This window comes from Agromyces sp. 3263 (genome assembly GCF_031456545.1).
Classification (GTDB): Bacteria; Actinomycetota; Actinomycetes; order Actinomycetales; family Microbacteriaceae; genus Agromyces.
This window is the reverse complement of sequence record NZ_JAVDUV010000001.1, coordinates 2471426-2491413: the sequence shown is the minus strand read 5'-3', so window position 1 is coordinate 2491413 and position 19988 is coordinate 2471426. Positions and strand designations below refer to the sequence as shown.

General features: G+C 70.4%; 19 protein-coding genes. 10 read left to right on the top strand and 9 right to left on the bottom strand.

The window, feature by feature from the left end; translation table 11 throughout:
* The first annotated feature begins 26 nt into the window (after window positions 1-26).
* A complete protein-coding gene (locus J2X63_RS11425; protein WP_309977137.1) occupies window positions 27-974 on the top strand; it encodes a DUF1214 domain-containing protein in 948 nt (315 codons plus the stop codon).
* A 96-nt stretch (window positions 975-1070) separates the two neighbouring features.
* On the opposite strand, the gene J2X63_RS11420 is transcribed toward J2X63_RS11425, so the two are convergent.
* On the bottom strand, window positions 1071-1496 hold the full coding sequence (locus J2X63_RS11420) for a PaaI family thioesterase (RefSeq protein WP_309977135.1): 426 nt from the start codon (window positions 1494-1496) through the stop codon (window positions 1071-1073).
* A gap of 143 nt (window positions 1497-1639) precedes the next feature.
* The gene (locus tag J2X63_RS11415) at window positions 1640-2542 is read right to left on the bottom strand and encodes a hypothetical protein (protein WP_309977133.1); all 903 of its coding nucleotides are present in this window, start codon (window positions 2540-2542) and stop codon (window positions 1640-1642) included.
* Between the two features lie 61 nt (window positions 2543-2603).
* On the opposite strand from J2X63_RS11415, the gene J2X63_RS11410 reads away from it, so the two are divergent.
* Window positions 2604-3419: a hypothetical protein gene (locus J2X63_RS11410; RefSeq protein WP_309977132.1), complete on the top strand. Its 816-nt coding sequence runs from the start codon at window positions 2604-2606 to the stop codon at window positions 3417-3419.
* Here J2X63_RS11410 and J2X63_RS11405 read toward each other — a convergent pair.
* Window positions 3383-6274 (bottom strand): AAA family ATPase, encoded by a 2892-nt coding sequence (locus tag J2X63_RS11405; protein ID WP_309977130.1) that lies wholly within the window; start codon window positions 6272-6274, stop codon window positions 3383-3385. The genes J2X63_RS11410 and J2X63_RS11405 overlap by 37 nt on opposite strands.
* A gap of 107 nt (window positions 6275-6381) precedes the next feature.
* Here J2X63_RS11405 and J2X63_RS11400 point away from each other — a divergent pair, with 107 nt between their 5' ends.
* Entirely contained in the window at window positions 6382-7296 is a 915-nt protein-coding gene (locus J2X63_RS11400; RefSeq protein WP_309977128.1) for an alpha/beta hydrolase, read from the top strand.
* Between the two features lie 291 nt (window positions 7297-7587).
* The gene (locus tag J2X63_RS11395) at window positions 7588-7923 is read left to right on the top strand and encodes a hypothetical protein (RefSeq protein ID WP_309977126.1); all 336 of its coding nucleotides are present in this window, start codon (window positions 7588-7590) and stop codon (window positions 7921-7923) included.
* A gap of 63 nt (window positions 7924-7986) precedes the next feature.
* On the opposite strand, the gene J2X63_RS11390 is transcribed toward J2X63_RS11395, so the two are convergent.
* Together J2X63_RS11390 and J2X63_RS11385 are read right to left on the bottom strand one after the other, a co-directional pair.
* The gene (locus J2X63_RS11390; RefSeq protein WP_309977123.1) at window positions 7987-8562 is read right to left on the bottom strand and encodes a mismatch-specific DNA-glycosylase; all 576 of its coding nucleotides are present in this window, start codon (window positions 8560-8562) and stop codon (window positions 7987-7989) included.
* Window positions 8543-9130, bottom strand: a complete 588-nt coding sequence (locus tag J2X63_RS11385) for a helix-turn-helix domain-containing protein (protein WP_309977121.1) — start codon at window positions 9128-9130, stop codon at window positions 8543-8545. The genes J2X63_RS11390 and J2X63_RS11385 overlap by 20 nt, the downstream gene beginning before the upstream one ends.
* A gap of 91 nt (window positions 9131-9221) precedes the next feature.
* Between J2X63_RS11385 and J2X63_RS11380 the strand changes: the two genes are divergently transcribed.
* Window positions 9222-9821, top strand: a complete 600-nt coding sequence (locus tag J2X63_RS11380; RefSeq protein WP_309977120.1) for a dihydrofolate reductase family protein — start codon at window positions 9222-9224, stop codon at window positions 9819-9821.
* Window positions 9822-9926: 105 nt separating this feature from the next.
* Here J2X63_RS11380 and J2X63_RS11375 read toward each other — a convergent pair whose 3' ends face one another.
* Window positions 9927-11432, bottom strand: coding sequence for a CitMHS family transporter (locus J2X63_RS11375; protein WP_309977119.1), 1506 nt, complete (start codon window positions 11430-11432; stop codon window positions 9927-9929).
* Window positions 11433-11640: 208 nt separating this feature from the next.
* Here J2X63_RS11375 and J2X63_RS11370 point away from each other — a divergent pair, with 208 nt between their 5' ends.
* The 3 genes from J2X63_RS11370 to J2X63_RS11360 all read left to right on the top strand — a co-directional run bounded on the left by J2X63_RS11370 (window position 11641) and on the right by J2X63_RS11360 (window position 14842).
* Complete coding sequence (locus tag J2X63_RS11370) at window positions 11641-13311, top strand: ATP-binding protein (protein ID WP_309977117.1); 1671 nt, start codon at window positions 11641-11643, stop codon at window positions 13309-13311.
* Window positions 13308-13976: a response regulator gene (locus J2X63_RS11365; protein WP_309977115.1), complete on the top strand. Its 669-nt coding sequence runs from the start codon at window positions 13308-13310 to the stop codon at window positions 13974-13976. Before J2X63_RS11370 ends, J2X63_RS11365 begins: the two co-directional genes overlap by 4 nt.
* Window positions 13977-14128: 152 nt before the next feature.
* Complete coding sequence (locus J2X63_RS11360; RefSeq protein WP_309977113.1) at window positions 14129-14842, top strand: helix-turn-helix domain-containing protein; 714 nt, start codon at window positions 14129-14131, stop codon at window positions 14840-14842.
* Between the two features lie 13 nt (window positions 14843-14855).
* On the opposite strand, the gene J2X63_RS11355 is transcribed toward J2X63_RS11360, so the two are convergent.
* Complete coding sequence (locus tag J2X63_RS11355) at window positions 14856-16784, bottom strand: FAD-binding monooxygenase (protein WP_309977111.1); 1929 nt, start codon at window positions 16782-16784, stop codon at window positions 14856-14858.
* Between the two features lie 204 nt (window positions 16785-16988).
* Between J2X63_RS11355 and J2X63_RS11350 the strand changes: the two genes are divergently transcribed.
* On the top strand, window positions 16989-17516 hold the full coding sequence (locus J2X63_RS11350; protein ID WP_309977109.1) for an N-acetyltransferase: 528 nt from the start codon (window positions 16989-16991) through the stop codon (window positions 17514-17516).
* Window positions 17517-17530: 14 nt separating this feature from the next.
* Here J2X63_RS11350 and J2X63_RS11345 read toward each other — a convergent pair whose 3' ends face one another.
* Both J2X63_RS11345 and J2X63_RS11340 read right to left on the bottom strand, forming a co-directional pair.
* Window positions 17531-18259 (bottom strand): hypothetical protein, encoded by a 729-nt coding sequence (locus tag J2X63_RS11345; protein WP_309977107.1) that lies wholly within the window; start codon window positions 18257-18259, stop codon window positions 17531-17533.
* A 96-nt stretch (window positions 18260-18355) separates the two neighbouring features.
* Window positions 18356-19291, bottom strand: a complete 936-nt coding sequence (locus tag J2X63_RS11340; RefSeq protein ID WP_309977105.1) for a helix-turn-helix transcriptional regulator — start codon at window positions 19289-19291, stop codon at window positions 18356-18358.
* A 259-nt stretch (window positions 19292-19550) separates the two neighbouring features.
* On the opposite strand from J2X63_RS11340, the gene J2X63_RS11335 reads away from it, so the two are divergent.
* Complete coding sequence (locus tag J2X63_RS11335; protein WP_309977102.1) at window positions 19551-19976, top strand: ATP-dependent DNA ligase; 426 nt, start codon at window positions 19551-19553, stop codon at window positions 19974-19976.
* Window positions 19977-19988 lie beyond the last annotated feature (12 nt).

The following is a 19988-nucleotide window of genomic DNA, read 5'->3' as shown; positions in this document are numbered from 1 at the left end:
GGCCCACGGCGGGACCAGGGGGAACGATGACGATCAGCGTCGACAACGAGAACTTCGTCCGAGCCGAGACGGATCGGATGCTCGCCGGTCTGCAAGCTGCTGCCGGCGGCGTGAACCGCTGGAACCACTATCGTGAGCCCACCCCGATCGACAAGCAGACCATCATTCGCATGAACCGCGACACGCTCTACAGTCTCGCGGTGGTCGACGCGTCGAAGGGAGTGACGCTCACAGTGCCCGAGTCCGGCGAGCGATACGTCTCGGTCATGGTCATCGACGAAGACCACTACGTGAAGCGCATCTTCCACGCGGCGGGGACGTACACCCTCACGGCCGACGAAATCGGCACCCCGTACGCCGCCCTGGGCGCGAGGGTGCTCCTCGATGGGACCGACCCCGGCGATCTCGAGCGCGTGCACGCGATCCAAGACGGCTTCGCCATCGACGCGCCCTCGAACGAGCCGTTCGTCATGCCCGACTACGACGAGGAGTCGTTCACCGGGACCCGCCAGGCCATCCTCGCCGAGGTGCAGCGGGTGGGTCTCGACAGCGGGACCCACGGGATGTTCGGCGACAAGGACGACGTCGACCCCAGGCAACATCTCCTCGGAACCGCAGCCGGCTGGGGAGGCCTGCCCGAGACCGAGGCGTTCTACGTGTCCGAAGAGCCGCACCTGCCCGTCGGCGAGTATCACCTCACAGTCAAGGACGTGCCCGTCGACGCCTTCTGGTCGATCAGCCTGTACAACTCGGCGGGCTTCTTCGAAGAGAACCCGCTGGGTGCCTACAGCGTGAACAACATCAACGGTGTGAAGAACCACGACGGGTCGATCACCGTGCGCTTCGGCGGCGATGGCAGCCTGCCGAACACCCTGCCGCTCACCGACGGCTGGAACTACCTCGTGCGGATGTATCGACCCCGGCCCGAGGTGCTCGACGGGTCGTGGACCTTCCCGAAGATCGCACCGGTCTGACGTCAGGGCGGGACGCGAACCTCGAATCGCTCCGACGCTCGCGAACGCACACCGGCTCGACCGGCGCGGGTGCCGCATCGGCGGCTCGGTTCGGCGTCAGGTGATCGGGAACACCAGCAGCGAACTGCTCGCTGCGGCGACGACGTTCCCATCCGCGTCCAGGACCTCGCCCTCGGCGAAGATGACCCGCCTGCCTCGCTTCGTCACCGTGCCGATCGCGGTCAGCTTCCCGGCGCCGAACTGAACGGGACGGAGGTAGCTCACCTTGATCTCGATCGACGTGTATCCGACGCCGACGGGGAGGGTCGAGTGCGCGGCACAGCCCAGTGCGGAATCGAGGATGGTGCACATCACGCCGCCGTGGACCGACCCGAGCGGGTTCGCGAGGGACTCGTCGGGCTCGCACGAGAAGGCGACTCGTCCGTCGTCGACCTCCTCCAACCGCATCAGCATGGGCGACGAGATCGGAGCCGGTGGGAGCTCACCATCGCGGATCGCCCGCAGGAAATCGAGTCCCGCCATCTGTGGCAGTGCAGCCAAGCCGGTGGCGGTGTCGTCCCAGCGAACCGTGCGTTCGCGCACATCTCCAGAGGATTCCGGTTCCACGTCGCTCCGCTCGCCCAGGGTTCCGCACGCTCGACTCGTCGGATGACGCGATCGAGCCTTCAACTGAACTGTATGCCGCTCAGCTCGACCGTGATGGGCGTGCGGCTGGTGTCGGGTGATCGATCGAGCCGTCGCATGTGCACCCGGCGTTTCGTCGGCAGCGTGATGCCGTCGATCTCGACGTGATCGTGAACGTACTGCGCGGTCGGTGAGTAGTCGTTCACCTCGGGTTGCAGGTCTGTGCGTCTCAGGTGATAGGCGTCGTCGAAGTAGTACAGCTGCGTCTGGTTGTGGCTGTCGACGCCGTCGGGAAATGTGACGCAGAGGCCCCGCCAATGCTCGCCGTGCTCGGCGTGCTCGTCGATCTCGCCGCTGGTGATGCCCGGAACGGCGAAGACGAAGGGCTCGACCAGGTAGTGCCAGGTCGTGTAGCAGCGGAAGTATGCCACTTGCCCCTCACTCCACGGGGAGTGCCGCGTGTATCCGCCGAATGTCCGGCGTGGACTGTGCAACTCTTCGATGACCTCCCCGTTGCGGTCCATCACGGTGATCCGATCCAGCGACCGATCGAAGATCATCTGTCGGCCGCCGACGACATCGGTCTGCCGGATCCATTGCCGGTGCGCGCTGGCTTCGACGATCGCGGATCCGGCGAAGCTCGGGTGGCCCTTGAGGTCCCAGAAGGTGCCGCCGTAGTCGACCACGGCGGTGACGTGGGAGACGGAGGCGAACCGGGCGGCCCCATTGGCCTCGAGCACCAGTTCGAGCAGTGACGGCATCAGCTCCTCGTCCCACCGACCGCGACACGAAAGGTCGGGCATCATCGCCGCGGCGAGCGAGCGAGAGGCATTCGCCGCTACCGATGAGTCTGCCGCCCGCTCGCACGGTGTGCCCACGTCCGAGGGCCAACCGTCCGGGTGTCGCCGCGCATCGCTCGCTCGACACGAGGAGTGCCGGAGCATCGTCTGGAGGGTATCCTCACGGCCAGGAGGCTGTCGTCATGGCGCGAGCTGGGAGCCGCAAATGGGACGTGGGCGATTTCACGCGTGGGTGGTACAAGTCCCGGGGAACGGGTACATCGAGGAACGCACGCTCTATTTCGACGCCAACGGCGTCCGGGTCGAAGCACAGCTCCGCGTGATGTGGAACGACGGAACCCGTTCGACACAGGTGATCACGTTCCTTCCCGGTGGAGAACTCAAGAGCGTGGGCGAATTGAGCTACCCCGACGACACCCAGGTCTCGATGCGATTCCACGACGACGGCACCTGGGAGATCGTGCACCGGCATCCAGGCTCAGATGACGTGACGACGTGGCGATACAGCTCGGACGGGTCGGCGCTCGTCAGAGAAGTACGGCCATGCCACGATCTGGACTCCCACGGTGGCGTGATGAAGCTCTGGAACGTCCGTCCCGACGGCTCGCCCGCCGGCGACCTGCAGATGTGGGAGGAGCTGAACGAGACCGCCGGCGGCCAGCGATGCACCATCCACACCAAGGAAGACCGCGATGGCACGTGGACCGTCACGAGGAAGGTATGGGACAGCTCCGGGAGCATCGCGCGCGAGGACGACGCAACACACCGGCCCCCGCCGGCACCTGCACCGGCGCCGCCCACGTCGACGGTGTCGACCGCACCGACGCCGACGGGGGGCACGGAGGTCTCACCGTTCGCAATCATCGGCATCTCGAGACTGCCCGAACCCTCGCTGGCTGCCGGCGCCGGCTGGGCGGGTCCGGTTCCTCCGTCAGTGGATCACATCGTCGATCATTGGCACGAGTACCCGCCCGGCGTGATCACCTACCTGGGATCCGAGGTTGCCGTCACGGAGTCGTAGGACCCCAGACCTGGCCCTCCTGGTCGCAGGGTGGCCCGAAGCCCCTTGCGCGACTCGACCCCGAGCTTGGTGAACACCTTCCCGAGATGCCACTCGACCGTCCGCGGGCTGAGGAAGAGTTGAGCCCCGATCTCGGGATTGCTGCGGCCTTCCGCGGCAAGGCGGGCGATGAGGGTCTCCTGTGCGGTCAGGTCGTTCGCCGTGTCGACGGAGCGGGCGCGAACGGTCTCGCCGGTCGCAGCGAGCTCGCGTCGGGTTCGTTCGACGAAACCCTCCAGGCCCGCGTCGGCGAAGAACTCGAGGGCGGGTCGCAGCTGCTCGCGCGCATCCACTCGCCGACCGATTCGGCGGAGCCATTCGCCGTAGAGCAGCTGGGCGCGGGCCCGAGCCATGCCGATGCGGGTGCGACTGAGCCGTTCGACCGATTCGCGGTACAAGGCCTCGGCATCTTCATCGCTGCTGAGCAGGGCGCGGCAGCGTGCCAGGACGCCGAGCGACCAGTCGCCCGCGCCCGCGACGGCGATCTCGACCAGGTGATCGAGCGCGACAGCCGCTCGACCGGGCTGGTCGCTGCGCACGGCCGCCTCGATGAGTTCCGGATAGACCCAGGTGGACAACCCCAACTCGAACGGATGCTCAGCCGCACGCTCCGCAGCAGCCAGCGCCTCTTCGTAACGTCCGTAGCTGTTGAGGAAGACCGAGCTCGTCAGTTCGGTCCCCATGAGCCAGACCCCCTCACCGCGTGCAGCCACATCGGTGCGGCTGGCGTCGATGAGCGCCCGCGCTCGGGTCTCGTCACCACGCCAGGCGGCGAGCAGGAACGGGATGTGCGGACTCAGTTCGTTGCCCGTGGCGGTGGTCACCGCCTCCGCCTCGACGGCCAGCGCGAGCGCGGCTTCGAGATCCCCGGTGAACAGCTCGACGCTGACCCGCTCGGCGAGGGCGATGGGCAGCGTCCCGAGCGCGCCGGTACGTCGCGCGAGCTCGACGTGTCGACTCGTGAGCTCCAGCCAGCTGACGTCGTCGCCCACCGCTCGGGCCGCGCGAGCTGCCGGCCACAGCCACGGCAGGACGTCTTCGCCGCTGAACGGATCGCTTCGCATGGCATCGAGTGCACGCCGAAGCATCGGGGCGCCCGCGGCGTACCCCTGTTCGACGAGGGTTGCGAGTCCATCGAGAAGCAGCGCAGGCGCCGACGGCAGCCGGCGGTTCGTCTCGTCCCAGCGCGCATCGAGGATGGCTCGCGCCACGTCCTCGAGTGCCGCACCTCCGTCCGCGAGGCGTCCGGCGAACAACGCCGCCGTGAACGCCTCGAGATACGTCTCGCGGGCAAGGGTCGCGTCCAAGGGCTGGAGCCTCTTGGCCGCGAGCAGCAGCAGCGACGGGGCCTCGCGACCCCGGGTCGAAGCGAAGGTGATCTGGGCTCCGAGCAATTGCGCTCGCGCGTCGTCGAGGTCGCTGAGCGGCCCGGCTCGGGCGATCGCGAGCATCGAACGCGCTCCGTCGGTGGAACCCGCCTGAAGTCGCGCGAACGCGGCCGCGAGGGCTCGCCGCGCTCGCTGCTCGGGGTCCGGGGTGAGTTCCATCGATCGTGCGAGGAAGGCTGCGGCCGCCGTCCAGCCACCGCGCACCTGCGCTCGGGCGGCGGCGAGTTCGAGGTCACCGGCGACGACGTCATCCAGACCACTCGCCGCCACTCCCCTGTGCCAGGCCAGGCAATCCGCATTCCCGTCGCCGACCATCGCGTCGGCGAGGATCCGGTGCGCCCTCCTCCGATCGCGCTCGGTGGCGGCGCGATAGATCGCCGACCGCATCAGCGGGTGACGGAATCGAACCTGACCCCCCAGTTCCACGAGGCCCGCGTCCTGCGCCGGTTCGATGGCGTCGACGGGGATGGCCGAGAGCGTGGCCGCCCGCCAGAGCAGGCTCACGTCCCCCATCGGTTCCGCTGCGGCGATCAGCAGCAGCTCGCGCGTGGCTGCAGGAAGCGAGTCCATGCGGCGCACGAAACCGGATTCGATTCGACTGGAGATGGAGCCACGCTGGACGGGGACGATCCCGAAACCCGACTCCGGACGATCGAGCTCGAGCGGCAACTCGATGAGGGCGAGCGGATTTCCTCGCGCTTCCGCGAGGATGCGGCTGCGCACCCGCTGATCGAACGGCCCTGCCACAACCGAATCCAGCAGGACAGCGGCATCCGCCTCGCCCAGGCCGTGGACGGCGAGCGCCGGGACGGCATCGAACGCATCGCCCTCATCGCCCTGGACCGCATCGCGCACGGCGAAGACGATCGCGATTCGCTCAGCAGCCACGCGTCGAGCCACGAACGTCAGCACCTGCGCCGACAGCGCATCGACCCACTGCGCATCGTCGAGGATGCAGAGGAGGGGGGTCGTCTCAGCCACCTCCGCGAAAAGACCCAGGACGGCGAGCCCGACGAGGAATCGATCAGGACGCTCGCCGCCACGCGCGCCGAACGCCGTGTCGAGGGCGTGTCGCTGCGGCTCAGGAAGGTGGGCGGCGACGTCGATGAACGGTGCGCACAGTTGTTGAAGGGTCGCGTAGGAGAGGTCGACCTCCGACTCCACGCCCGAGGCCCGCGAGATCACGAACCCGGCTGCGTGTTGCGCGAGATATCCCAGCAGGGCGGACTTCCCGACGCCCGCCTCGCCACGGAGCACCAGCACTTCGCTGTTCCCTGAGGCGGCGCTCGCCAGAAGCCGGTCCAGCTGTGCGCACTCCTCGCGCCTGCCTCGCAGTGCGCGGTGCTCCTCATTCCTCATGGGCAATCCACCGCCGGTTCCGACAGTAGAGATCGGCGTCCGCGCAGGCAAGAGGCCGACGTTCCACACCCGGGAGCGACCGGGGAGGCAGACCCGGGCATCTCCCGGGCGCGACGCGAGCGCGCCAGGACGAGGGTTGGTGGCATCACAACGAGATCTCGTGAAAGGGGATCATGATGAACACCACAACCAACACCGTCACTCGCTCGACGCTCGACGTGGGCACCGCGCTTCGCGACGGCTACGCCCAGGTCGGCGACGTCGACCTCCACTACGTCGAGGCGGGCGACGGACCACTCGTGCTCCTGCTGCACGGCTTCCCCGAGTTCTGGTACAGCTGGCGCGACCAGATCGCCCCGCTCGTGAACGCGGGCTACCGGGTGGTCGCGCCCGACCTCCGCGGCTACAACCTGTCCTCGAAGCCCGAGGGATTCACCGATTACACGGCTGACAAGCCGGCGGCCGACATCAGTGGTCTCATCCGCGAACTCGGGGCCGGTTCGGCGGCGGTGGTCGGACACGACTGGGGCGGATCGGTCGCCTGGTCACTCGCCATGAACCACCCCGAGGTCGTGAACCGCCTCGTCATCTTGAACGCGGCGCATCCGCGCAAGCTGAACGAGGGGCTCCGCAACCCCCGCCAGCTGCTGCGGAGCTGGTACTTCTTCTACTTCCAGTTCCCCGGACTCCCGGAGCGCCGCGCCGCCCGCGACGGATGGAAGTTCTTCAAGGGATTCCAGCGCGACGCCCGCCCGCCATACACACCGCAGGAGAACGATCGCTACGTGGAGGCCTGGTCCCAGCCCGGGGCCGTGAAGGCGATGATCGACTACTACCGCGCCGCAGTTCGGCTCGGATCCAAGCAGAAGGTCCTTCCGATCGCAGCCCCGACCCTGGTGATCTGGGGACAGGGCGACCGCTACCTCGGTCCCGACCTGGCCGAGCCGCACCAGGAAGACGTGCCCAACCTCGACCGCGTCGAGCGCCTTCCGAACGCCTCCCACTGGGTGCACCACGACGAAGCCGAGCGAGTGAACAGCCTGCTCATCGACTTCCTCGCCCCGGCCCTCGGGAGCCGCAGCCCCCGATGAATCAGCCGCCCGACAGGGCGACCCGTTGAGGGCACCACGTACGCCGAGCACCCCGTGGCCGCCGCCTGCAACACCAGGCGGCGGCCACTGGCCTGGGTGCGGACCGTGCCGTTCTGTCGACCGAGCGATGAGCGACGGCCTTCGACTGCGTCACACGAGCGTGGACATGATCGCCCCGCGTCGCCCGCGCCGCGGCATCCGATCACACGAGTCGTGTGCTGTGCTCTGCCGCGTCGGCCCGGCGAGGTCAAGCCCTGTCGCCCGGCGATCAGGCCGCGTGACGATGGATGCATGGACCGGATACATTACGCGGGCGACTCCGTCGTCACTGGTTCGGAGATCGCTCGAGCAGTGCTGGAGTACGCGAAGGCCTTGGCGAAGGCGAACCAATCCGCGACCGTGGAGATCCCCACGCTCGCGCCCGACGGGTCGATCAGCAGGTCGACACTGCTCATCGGTCCCGCGAGTCAGCTGATCGCCGACGCCGAGGAGGAGGCTGACGGCGAGGAGATCGTCGACGACGAGCTGGTGGGCTACTTCCACGCCGAGACGGCGAAGTTGACGCAGCACGCGTATCCGGCACGCGCGAACGAGACGTCCGACCCTGCCTGGATGGACGAGCTCTGAGCACCGCCGCACGGTGAGCCGGGCGACGGGGACGGTGGCGGGGTCCACCGTCCCGCGCCGCGCTCACCCGGGGTACGGCTCGATGCCGGCCGCGATCGCGACCTCACGGTAGGCCGACGTCAGGTCATCGAGCGAGGCGTGGGCGTTGAGGCCGCTCGGGTTCGGCACGACCCACACCTGGGCGGCGTCCCAGTCGCGCGGCTGGCGCCCGACCCGGGCGTGCGGCTCGTCGAACGCCACCCGGTACGCACTGATCCCGAGGACGGCGACCACCCGGGGTCGCACGGTCGCCACGCGTTCCCGCAGCGCGACGGCTCCCGCTAGCAGCTGCGATGGCGTCAGCTCGGCGGCGCGGGCCGTGGCCTGCGGGACGATGCACGTGAAGCCGACGCCCCGTTGCTCGAGATGACGCACGTCATCGGAATCGAACCCCTTCGATGCGTCGATGAGCCGATCGGTGACGCCGGCTCGATACATGGCGGGCCAGAAGCGGTTGCCGCGCCGCGCGAAGTGCGCCTGCACCGCCACGGTGAGCAGCCCCGGGTTGATGCCGACGACCAGGAGCCGCGTCGGCTGCGGGATGAGGTCGGGAAGCGTTCGGCCGGCGAATGCCGCGAGCTCAGCCCGGCTGAAGGGCATGCCGCGTCGCGGTTTCGTGGCCGTCGGCCCCGTCGCCGTCCGTCCCGTCGCCATCCTGCTCGGCGCCGTCGCGCTCACGCTCGCCGCGGGCGAGCTCGGCCTCGTAGGCGGCACGGAGTTCCCCGAACGGCGACGGCTCGCCCGGCGGTCGCGGCACCCCCAGGTGCTGCTCGCGAAGCTCGTCCATGAACCGATCCCAGAACTCGGGGCCGCCGCGCTCGAGCAGTTCGGCGCGCACGGAGAGCTCGCGGCTCGCCGGCAGGTGACGGCGCCCCCAGGCCCCGAGCTGCGCCAGCACGGGCACGAGCTGGATGGCCGGCTCGGTCAGGCTGTAGACGACCTTCTGCTTGTGGCTCGGGTCGGGCGCACGGGTGACCATGCCGAGCTCGGTGAGACGGCGAAGCCGGTCGGCGAGGATGTTCGACGCGATGCCCTCGTCGGATTCGGCGAGCAGTTCGTTGAAGTGCCGCCGATTGCCGAACATCATGTCCCGGATGACGATGAGCGACCACTTGTCGCCGAACACCTCGAGCGACAGGTTGATCGGACATCCCGACCGCTGTTCCATGTTCGACCTCCGATTTCCGCTTGCAGTCTACAACTGGTCTGCGATAGCCTGCCAACCAATTGCAGATCACAACCAGTTGAGGAGTTCGATCGTGGGCAAGGTGTACAGCGACATCGCCGTCTCGCTCGACGGCTTCGCCGCAGGCGTGAACCAGCGCGAGGAGAAGCCGCTCGGCGAGATCGACGAGAACTGGCTGCACGGGTGGATGTTCGAGACGCCCGACGAGAACCGGGCGGAGATCGACGCGATCGTCGACTCGGGCGCGACGATCATGGGCCGCAACATGTTCGGACCGGTGCGCGGCGAGTGGGACCGCGACTGGCGGGGCTGGTGGGGCCCGAACCCGCCGTACCACGGGCCGGTCTTCGTGCTGACCCACTTCGGGCACGACCCGATCGAGATGGAGGGCGGCACCACCTTCCACTTCGTCACCGACGGCATCGAGTCGGCCATGGAGCAGGCGCGCGACGCGGCCGGCGACCGGGACATCTCGATCGCCGGAGGCGCATCGACCCTGAACCAGTACCTGGCGGCCGGGCTCCTCGACGAGCTTCGGCTGCACGTGACGCCCTGCATCCTCGGCGCCGGCGAGCGCGTCCTCGACGGCGTGCCCGCGCAGCAGCTCGAGCTGGTGTCCGTGCGGCCGGCGTCACGCGTGACCCACCTCACCTATCGAGCCGCGCGACCGTAGGCGGATTTGCCCACGCTCCCCGAGATCGTCCGCGAGCGCGACTGACCCGCGTCATCCGAAGCGCGACTGACTGACCCGCGTCATCCGAAGCGAAACCGACCCGCGTCATCCGAACGGGATCGCCCCGACGACCACGCCGACGGTCAGCATCACGAGCGAGACGATCACGGCGCGCCAGAGCACCTTCTTGTGGTGGTCGCCGAGGTTCACGCCCGCGAGCGACACGAGCAGGAGGATCGCCGGCACGAGGGGGCTCTGCAGGTGCACCGGCTGGCCGGTGATCGACGCGCGGGCCATCTCGACGGGGTCGATGCCGTAGGTCGCCGCGCTCTCCGACAGGATCGGCAGGATGCCGAAGTAGAACGCGTCGTTCGACATGAAGAACGTCATCGGGATGGAGAGGATGCCGGTGATGACGGCGAGGTACGGTCCGAGCGCCTGGGGCACGACGTCGACGACCCAGTCGGCCATCGCGGTCACCATGCCCGTGCCGTTGAGCACGCCGACGAGCACCCCGGCGGCGAGCACCATCGAGACGACGCCGACGATGCTCGGTGCGTGCGCGACGATCTCATCGGCCTGCGCCCGCACCTTCGGGAAGTTCACGATGAGCGCCACGGCGGCGCCGATCATGAAGACGAACGGGAGCGGCACGACGTCGATGACGAGCAGCACCATCACCGCGAGCGTCAGCGCCAGGTTGAACCAGATCAGCTTCGGCCGCAGGGTCGCACGGGCGGGGTCGAGCACCGTGTCGGCCATGACGGTGTCGCGCTCGTCCTCGCCGACGGTCATCGTCCCGGTCGATCCGCCCACCGGGGTGATCGTCATCACGTTCGTCGTCGACAGGGTCGCCCTCGCCCCGACCGACGCCTGCGCCCCGCGCAGGAGACCCAGCCGGTTCCGGATGCTGCCGGCGGCGCCGCGAAGCCCGGACGCGGCATCCGTCGCCCGCTCCCCCGCCCACTCGCTCACCATGAGGTCGCCCGCGGCGAGGGTGCCGAGCCGCTTGCGCTCGCCGAGGCCGAGCATCCAGGCGAACGCGAGCGAGACGGCCAGGCCGACTGCGAGCGAGGGCAGCATGGGCACGAAGATGTCGGTCGGCGAGACCTGCAGCGCCGACGCGGCGCGCACGGTGGGACCGCCCCACGGAACGATGTTGAGTGTGCCGTTCATGAGGCCGGCCACGCAGGTGAGCACCACCGGGCTCATGCCGAGGCGCAGGTAGATCGGCAGCATCGCCGAGGTCGTGATGATGAACGTCGTCGAGCCGTCGCCGTCGAGCGAGACCGCCCCGGCCAGCAGCGCCGTGCCGAGCACGACCTTCGCCGGGTCGTTGCCCAGCAGCCTCGTGATGAAGCGGATCAGCGGATCGAACAGCCCGACGTCGATCATGATGCCGAAGAACATGATGGCGAACATCAGCAGGGCCGCCGTGGGCGCGAGGGCGCCGATGGACTCGAGCACCATGTCGCCGATGCCGAGCCCCGCGCCGGCGAACAGGCCGAAGATCGTGGGGACCACGATGAGGGCGACCATCGGCGTGAGCCGCTTGGTCATGATCAGCGCCATGAAGGCGAGGATCATGGCGAATCCGAGTATGACGAGCATGTCGACTCCTTTGTCGGGCTGGTACGGGTACGGGCACGCTACGCACCGGATGCCCCGTGCGGCGGGTATCGCGCATTGCCCGCCGTTGTGCGCATTGACCGGGTTCTGCGCATTGTTCGCGACGGGTCGCGGACGAAGGGGACGCGGCATCCGGGCGTAGCGTTGGGGCAGGCCCGCGAACACCGCGGGGTGACCGACGGAGGTCGACGTGCGCTTCGCCGACTCGATGCTGCTGCTGGTGCTCGGATGCGTCGTGGCGGTCGTCGCGGTGTGCCTCGCGGTCTTCGCGTGGCTCGGCGTGCAGCAGTTGCGCACGCAGACCGAGGGCGAGGCGCTGAGCATCGCGCGCACCCTCTCGGAGGACCCGGACCTGCGGGCTGCCGTCGCCGGCTACTCCGCGCGGGCCGCGGCTCCCGCGGTCGACGAGCTGCGGGGCGGGCCGATCGCCGCGGCGGCGGGGGCCGTGCAGGCGCGCACGGGTGCGCTGTTCGTGGTCGTGACCGACGACCGCGGCATCCGGCTCGCACACCCCGACCCCGACCGCATCGGCGAGGAGGTCAGCACGAGCTTCGCCGCGGCGCTGGCCGGCGAGGAGACCGTGTCGTGGGAGCGCGGCACGCTCGGCGAGTCGGCCCGGGCGAAGGTGCCCGTCTACGCGCCCGGCACGGCGCGACCCGTGGGTGAGGTCAGTGTGGGCTTCGCGCCCGCGAGCGTCTTCGACGACCTGCCCACCCTGCTCGCGGGCGTCGCCGTCGCCGCCCTGGCCGCGCTCTCGATCGGCGTGCTCGTCGCGGTGCTGCTGCGGCGGCGGCTCGAGCGGCTGACCCTCGGCCTGCAGCCCGAGGAGCTCACCGCGCTCGTGCAACAGCAGGCGGCCGTGCTCGACGGCGTGGGCGACGGCGTGGTCGCCATCGCACCTGACCGGATCATCCGGGTGTGCAACGCGGTCGCCGAGCGGATGCTCGGGGTCGACGATCCGGTGGGCGCCCGCGTCGACGCGCTGGGCCTCGCGCCGGCGCTCGCCGCCGTGCTCGATCCCGCGGCACCTCCGCCCGACCCGACCTCGGCCTTCCCAGCGGGGGAACGCATCCTCTACGTCGACCGTCGCCCGGTGCGCCGGCTCGGCCGGGACCTCGGCGTGGTGTTCGTGCTGCGCGACCGCACCGACCTGATGGCGCTGTCGGAACGCCTCGACGCCGTGGGCTCGATGACGAACGCCCTGCGAGCCCAGCGGCACGAGTTCGCGAACCGGGTGCATGTCGCCGCCGGCCTCATCGACGCCGGCCGGGTCGAGGAGGCGCGCTCCTTCCTCGACGAGCTCCGCGGCCGCGGCCCGATCGCGGCCCCCGGCGGCCGTCTCGAGCGCATCGAGGAACCCCTGCTGCAGGCCATCGTGGGCGCGAAGGCGATCGAGGCGGCCGAGCGGGGCGTACGGGTGACCGTCGCCGAGGGCACCTTCGTGCGCGGCACGCTCTCGGCGCCCGAGGATGTCGGCGCGGTGCTCGGGAACCTCATCGACAACGCCGTTCGGGCCGCGCTCTCCGCCGAGCGCACTCCGAGGCAGGTGGAGGTCGAGCTGCTCGACGACGCCGACGTGCTGGCGATCACCGTCGCCGACTCGGGAGCCGGGGTGGCCGACCCGGCACGGCTGTTCCCCGGGGGCGACGACGCAACAGTGGCCGGAGCGCAGGCCGGGGCGGGGGCGGGCCGAGCGCCGGCCGACGCGGTGCACGGCCACGGCATCGGCTTGCCGCTCATCCGCGACCTCGCCCGCCGGCGCGGCGGCGACGTGTGGCTGGCCGACGCGGGCGGGGGCGAGGGCGGAGCCGTCTTCTGCGCGCGCCTGCCCGGCGTCATGTCCCCTCGGGAGGAACTGTGACTGAACCCGTGCTCGTGCTCATCGTCGACGACGACTTCCGGGTCGCCGGGCTCCACCGCGAGATCGTCGCCGGCCGATCGGGCGTGCAGGTGCTCGAGCCCGTGTACACCGCGGCCGCCGCACGGGCGGCGGTGCGCGACCATGCACCCGACCTCCTGCTCGCCGACGTCTACCTGCCCGACGGCGACGGTATCGCGCTCGTCCGGGAGCTCGACGTCGACGCGTTCGTGATCACCGCCGCATCGGATGCCGCGACGGTGCGCCGCGCGCTGCGGGCCGGCGCCCACGCCATGCTGATCAAGCCGTTCCCGCCCGCGCTCCTGGCTGAACGCATCGACGCGTTCGTGCGCTTCCGCAACGTGCTCGGCGCCGACCGGACGCTCGACCAGGAGGCCGTGGACCGTGCGGTCCGCATCCTGCACGGCAGCGCCTCGCCGATCGCGTCACGATCGCCGACCGAGCAGCTCCTCCTCGAGCGGCTCGGCGATGGCGAGTGCTCTGCCGCCGAGGCCGCCGAACGCGCAGGCATCTCCCGGGCGACCGCCCAACGCCACCTCTCGGCCCTCGTCGACCGGGGGCTCGTGGAGGTCTCGCTCCGCTACGGCACCACCGGCCGCCCCGAGCACCGCTATCGGCGTCGCGCCGGTGCCGGCCACGTCGGCTGATCCCGGGCCCGCACGGGAATGTCGGACTCGGGCATGGACGTCGATGCCGGCTTCGTCGTCGGCGCCATCGTTCGATCATCGAACACATCGTTCATACTGTGATCGAGCGGGACGCCGCCGCTCACCCGACGCACGCTCCTGAGGAGACCGACATGGCCGACGAGACCACTGCGGCGCCGCAGTCGCAGACGCTGTCACGCGGCATCCGGGTGCTCGAGATCCTCGCCGACGCACGCGAGCCGCTCACGATCGACGAGCTCGCGAGCCGCTTGGGCGTGCATCGCTCGGTCGCCTACCGCCTGCTGCGCACCCTCGAGCACCACCGCCTCACGGTGCGCGACGCGCGCGGCCGCATCGTGCTCGGCGCCCGCCTCGCGGCACTCGCCGCCGGAGTCGCCCACGACCTGCAGGCGGAGGCGCTGCCCGAGCTCACGAGCGCGGCGAACGAGCTCGGCATGACCTGCTTCCTCGCCGTGCTCGACGGCGACGAGATCGTGACGCTGACGAGCATCGAGCCGCGGCATGCGATCGCATCGGTCGCGCAGCGGCCGGGCACGCGACACGCGATCGGCATCGGCGCACCCGGCAAGGTCATCCTCGCCGGCCTGCCGAACGCCGACTGGCCGACCGATGCGGATGCCTCGCGGCGGGCCGAGCTCGACGAGGCCCTCGTGCGCGGGTACGCGACGAGTCACGACGAGGTCATCCCCGGACTCCGCTCGACCGCCGTGCCGCTCGCGCTGCCGAGCGGCCAGCCGGCCGCCCTGGCCGTGGTCTACGTGTCGAGCGCGCGAACCGACGCCGAGATCGCGGCGCGGCTGGGCGAGGCGTCGCGATCGATCCGCGGTGCGCTCGGCGCCGCCTAAACCGTCGGCGCCCTCACACCTCTGACGCCGTCACCGGCTGATCCGCCCGTAGGATGGGCGCGAAGAACGCGGCGAGCTCGTCGGTCGCACTCAGCGGCAGCACGTTCGCCACGTACTGGTCGGGGCGCACCACGACGACGACGCCGCCGCGGTCGACGCCCCGCTCCTCGAAGAGGTCGTGCTCGGGGTCGGCCGCGTACACCTTCTCGTAGTCGACGAGCTCGAACGGACCCGACCGCGGCAGGAACACTTCGGGCACGACGCCGAGGTCGACCTCGGTGTAGGGCTGCTGGTAGACCACCTTGACGTCGAACCAGGCGTCGCGGTCGGCGCCGTCGGGGGTCGCCGCCAACGGCGAGTCCGCCGCGGTGTCGAGCCACTCGGCGAGGGTCGCGACACCGGATGCCGCGCCGGCGCGTGCGGCGTCGGCGAAGACGTAGATGCGCCACCGCCCGTCGGCGGTCGCGTGGTGGCCGAGGTGCACCGGGTTCGCGTCGCACACCCGCACCACCTCGGCCGACCTGAACCGCTTGCCGATCGGGAAGCCCTCGGCGAGCGCCTGGTGCGAGGCCTCGGCGACGACGAGCGACGGCGCGTACTGGGTCATGAAGCCCGCGGGGAACTCGAATGTCTGCGCGTAGAACTCCTCGAGCTCCGACGGCGAGGCGAACTCCTCGGGTTTCTTCGCCATCATCGTCGACCACTGCTTGTCGAAGTCGATGAGGTTCTGCGCGACGACCTGCCGTTCGGCCGAGTACGTGGCCAGCAGGGCTTCGGGGGCGCGCCCCTCGAGCACGTGCCCGAGCTTCCAGCCGAGGTTCCAGCCGTCCTGGATGGAGACGTTCATGCCCTGGCCGGCCTTGGCGCTGTGGGTGTGGCAGGCGTCGCCGGCGATGAACACGCGCGGGGTGCGCGAGCCCGCGGCATCCGTCGGCACGTCGTCGAACCGATCGGTGAGGCGGTGCCCGACCTCGTAGACGCTGTGCCACGCCACGTGCCGCACGTCGAGCGTGTAGGGGTGCAGGATCTCGTTCGCGCGGGCGATGACCTGCTCGATGCCGGTCTGGCGCACGTGGTGGTGGTCGTCGGCCGGCACCTCGCCGAGGTCCACGTACATGCGGAAGAGGTAGCCGCCCTCGCGCGGGATGAGCAGGATCGAGCCTGCCTCCGACTGGATCGAGCACTTGGTGCGGATGTCGGGGAAGTCGGTGACCGCGAGCACGTCCATGACGCCCCACGCGTGGTTGGCCTGGTCGCCGGCCATGTGGCATCCGATCGCAGCGCGCACCCGGCTGCGCGCGCCGTCGGCGCCCATCACGTACTTCGCGCGCACGATGCGCCGCTCGCCCTCGTGCTCGCCTGACGTGTGACGGAGCGTGACCGTGACCGGGTGCGCGCCGTCCGCCCCGCCGTCCTGCGCGTCGTCGGCGACCTCGAGGCCCTCGAACTCGTAGCCGAAGTCGGGGGCCAGGCGCGTCGGGGCGTTGGCGGCGAACTCCGCGAAGTAGTCGAGCACGCGCGCCTGGTTGACGAGCAGGTGCGGGAACTCGCTGACGCCGGCCGGGTCGTCGGGCGTGCGCTTGGCTCGCACGATGCGCGACGGGTCGGCCGGGTCGGGCTTCCAGAACACCATCTCGGTCTGCCAGTAGGCCTCGGCGACGATGCGCTCGGCGAACCCGAACGCCTGGAACGTCTCGACGCTGCGCGCCTGGATGCCGTCGGCCTGGCCGATCTCGAGCCGCCCGGGGCGGCGGTCGATGATGCGGGTCGTCACATTCGGGAACATCGCGAGCTGCGCCGCGGCGATCATGCCCGCGGGGCCGGCGCCCACGATGAGCACGTCGACCTCGTCGGGCAGCTCGGCGGGGCGGTCGAGGCCGACCCCGGCGGCGGGCAGCACCCGCGGGTCGCCGGACACGTAGCCGTGGTGGTGGAACTGCACGGGTTCTCCTCACATCATCGTGCGGTGGTCTCGACCGATCACGGTCGATGCGTGTTCGATAATCGAACTTGCAATTCACATATAGCGCATACACGATGCTAGGCGCGGCGGTGCGGGGTGGCAAGCCGGGGTCCGCAGACGCGTCCATGCCTCGCAGGTGGGTCGAGCCGTGCGCCGGGCCGCCCGCCCGCATACACTGCTGCGGTGATCCGACCAGAGCGCCCCGACGACGCCGACGCCATCCACGAGCTCACCGTCATCGCCTTCGACCCGATGCCGTTCAGCGACGGGACCGAGGCGCCCATCATCCGCGCCCTGCGCGCAGCGGGCGAGCTCACCGTCTCCCTCGTCGAAGTGGAGGACGGCGAGGTCATCGGCCACGTCGCGTTCTCGCCGGTCACCGTCGGCGGGGCCGACGTGGGGTGGTACGGCCTCGGGCCGATCTCCGTGCACCCCGGCCGCCAGCGTCAGGGCATCGGCAGCCGGCTCGTCGCGGCCGGCCTCGACGAGCTCCGCGAACGGGGCGCACGCGGATGCGCGCTCATCGGCAACCCCGCGGTCTACGGCCCGATGGGCTTCGTCGGCGACGACGGCCTCACCTACCGCGGACTCGGCGAGGGGCTCGTGCAGCGCGTCGTGCTCGAGGGCGAGTCGGTGCACGGCGAACTGCGGTTCGCCGACGCGTTCGAGGCGTACGAGGACGAGGACCAGGGCAAGGACGCCCACGAGTAGCGGCAGGCGACCCGTCAGGGCACGATGAGGCCGAGCGAGACGGTGCCCGCCGTGCTCAGCCGGGCCACCGCGAGCCCGTAGCCGTCGGGGCCGTACTCCACGCTGAGCCCGTCGAGCGGGAAGATGCCCTGGGTCGTGCACTCTCGCCGGAACGGCCCCGTCGGAAACGCGAGCACGAGGCAGACGTCGGCGCCGTCGAACGCGCGCACGACGAAGGCCGAAGGACCGTCGGTGCGAGAGGCGACCAGCCGAACCGACGCCGGGTCGACCGAGTCGTCGATCCCCGCGATGCGAGCGGCCTCGTCGGCGAGCGGAAGGCGATCGAACAACTGCGGGATCCTCGTGTCCTCGACGGGCACTCCCGGCTCGGGCGTCGACACGATGCCGAACCGCGACGACGAACTCGACGTCGCGGGCACCCGCTGCGCCGTCGACCAGCCGAGCGCCCCTCCCACGAGCAGCCCGACGGACGCCGCGACCGCGGTCCAGCGCACGAGTCGGCATCGCGCGGCATCCGTCCTCGTCACGCCCCGATCGCCGGGTACGACCGCCTCGGCGTCCTCGATCGACTGGCCGGGCTGGACCGATTCGACGCGTTCGACGGGTTCGGCGCGCGCGACCGGCTCGACGCGCCGCGACAGGTCCTCGAGCTCCGCCATGGCCTCGGCCCGCTCCTCGTCCGTGGCATCCGCGCCGTAGGCGATCCGCTGCAACTCGCGGATGCGGCGCTCGGTGGCGTTCACGCCCGGCCCCCTTCACGGCTTCGGAGCCAAGCATGCATCCGCATCGGTCGAGCGGCAAGGGGCTGGATGCCGGTCGGTCCAGCCCGCGGCAGCGCGTCAGCGGGAGCGCAGGGTCTCGGAGGGACGCTCGCCGAATGCCCGCCGGTAGGAGTCGGCGAACCGCTGGTGATGCGCGAACCCCCACGCCCGGGCGACCTTCGCGACCGTCGCATCGGCCCCGGCCGCGCGGAGGTCCGAGCGCGCCCCCTCCAGCCGGATCCGCCGCAGCACCTGCGCCGGCGACTCCCCCAGTTCCCGGGTGAAGGCGAAGTGCAGGCCGCGGGTGGAGATGAACACGGCGCTCGCGACATCCGTGATCGTGATGGGCTCACCGGCGTGCGCGTGCATGTACTCGATCGCCCGGCGGACGACCGCCGAACCACCCCGGCGCTCGTCCGGCGACTCCAGCCAGTTCGTCGGGAACGCGTGGAGGAACGCCGTGGCGAGGTGGTGGAACGTCGCGTTCGCCACGAGCGGCGCATCCAGCAGGCCGGGCTCCCGCGCGAGCGACGACCGGATGCCGCGCAGCACCGTCACCCAGTGATCGGCGAGCTCGGGCGAGTTGGCGACCAGTCCGGTCCGCCGCAACCGAAGCGCGTCATACCCCGTGGCGGCGCGCGCGATGCGCTCCACGGCGGCGAACTCGAGTGCGACGACCGAGGTGCGCCGTTCCTCCCACCGGACTGCGAGTCCGTCGGCCGGCGCCAGGAGCGGCTGGCACGCGTCGAGATCGGTCGGGCCCTGGGTCAGGCGGTACCCGCGACCCGCGCCGCTGATGACCGTCAGCTCGTGCGTCCCGCCGGTCGCGGTTCCCGGCGCGGTCCATGCCGAGTCGATGAAGGAGAACCGGCCGGAGGTCGACATGCTGACGCGCACCCCGAACCGCCCATCCTGATCGACCCCGAACCGGCGCTCGGGAAAGTACTCCGCGAACCACTCGTGGGCGGAATCGACGTCGTCGAACGAGCGGGACTGGTGCTCCAGCTCGGGCATGCTGCGCTCCTCCTGACCTGCTCGGCCCACTTCGACCTCGACGTTCGTCGCTCTGCGGTCCGATCGTCCGCGATCGGTACAGCTCCGTCCGAAGACGGAAGAAGCGCCCGCTGTCGAGGGATCCTCAGACTCACCCGATCGTACCGTGGACGCGTGGTGGGCTCGAATCGACGGTCGGGGGAACCGTCGAACGAGGCGTGCGCACCACGTCCGCGTCGGCGACCCGACGACGCGGATGCAGGACGAGTTGGAGGCTCCCATGGGCATGCTGGTCTACCACAGCACCACGACCCTCGTGATCGATGACCGCGTTCTCGCACACCTGCAGGTCGTCATGATCAACAAGCTTCGTCGCCGGGAGTCGTTCACCTTCACGTGGCGCGACGAGGGCGGCCAGGACTCGGTGTGCTGGATCGGCCCGTCGGTCGCGCTGGAGTTCGTCTACTCGGGCAATCGGCACCCGCTGCTCAACCGCGAGTGGCTCGAACTGCTTGCGCGCGCCGCGAACTCGAACTCGGGGCTGATGGTCATGCCCGAGCCGGCTCCGGCGACGCGCATCGACCAGCCGATCCAACCGCGGACGCCGTCGAGGCCGGTCCCCCTCGATCCGCCGCCGAACCGGCCCCAGCCCGTTCCCGTGTCGGCACGTCGACGTCAGCCTTCGAAATCCCCTGCCGACGCGTGAGACCGCTGTCAA

Coding starts and splice junctions, on each gene's coding strand:
- J2X63_RS11420 (WP_309977135.1), bottom strand. CDS start 1,496: ATGGCGGGACTCGATTTCCTGCGGGCGATCCGCGATGGTGAGCTCCCA.
- J2X63_RS11360 (WP_309977113.1), top strand. CDS start 14,129: ATGGCCGACGAGACCACTGCGGCGCCGCAGTCGCAGACGCTGTCACGC.
- J2X63_RS11425 (WP_309977137.1), top strand. CDS start 27: ATGACGATCAGCGTCGACAACGAGAACTTCGTCCGAGCCGAGACGGAT.
- J2X63_RS11410 (WP_309977132.1), top strand. CDS start 2,604: ATGGGACGTGGGCGATTTCACGCGTGGGTGGTACAAGTCCCGGGGAAC.
- J2X63_RS11390 (WP_309977123.1), bottom strand. CDS start 8,562: ATGCCCTTCAGCCGGGCTGAGCTCGCGGCATTCGCCGGCCGAACGCTT.
- J2X63_RS11375 (WP_309977119.1), bottom strand. CDS start 11,432: ATGCTCGTCATACTCGGATTCGCCATGATCCTCGCCTTCATGGCGCTG.
- J2X63_RS11385 (WP_309977121.1), bottom strand. CDS start 9,130: ATGGAACAGCGGTCGGGATGTCCGATCAACCTGTCGCTCGAGGTGTTC.
- J2X63_RS11400 (WP_309977128.1), top strand. CDS start 6,382: ATGAACACCACAACCAACACCGTCACTCGCTCGACGCTCGACGTGGGC.
- J2X63_RS11340 (WP_309977105.1), bottom strand. CDS start 19,291: ATGCCCGAGCTGGAGCACCAGTCCCGCTCGTTCGACGACGTCGATTCC.
- J2X63_RS11415 (WP_309977133.1), bottom strand. CDS start 2,542: ATGCTCCGGCACTCCTCGTGTCGAGCGAGCGATGCGCGGCGACACCCG.
- J2X63_RS11335 (WP_309977102.1), top strand. CDS start 19,551: ATGGGCATGCTGGTCTACCACAGCACCACGACCCTCGTGATCGATGAC.
- J2X63_RS11395 (WP_309977126.1), top strand. CDS start 7,588: ATGGACCGGATACATTACGCGGGCGACTCCGTCGTCACTGGTTCGGAG.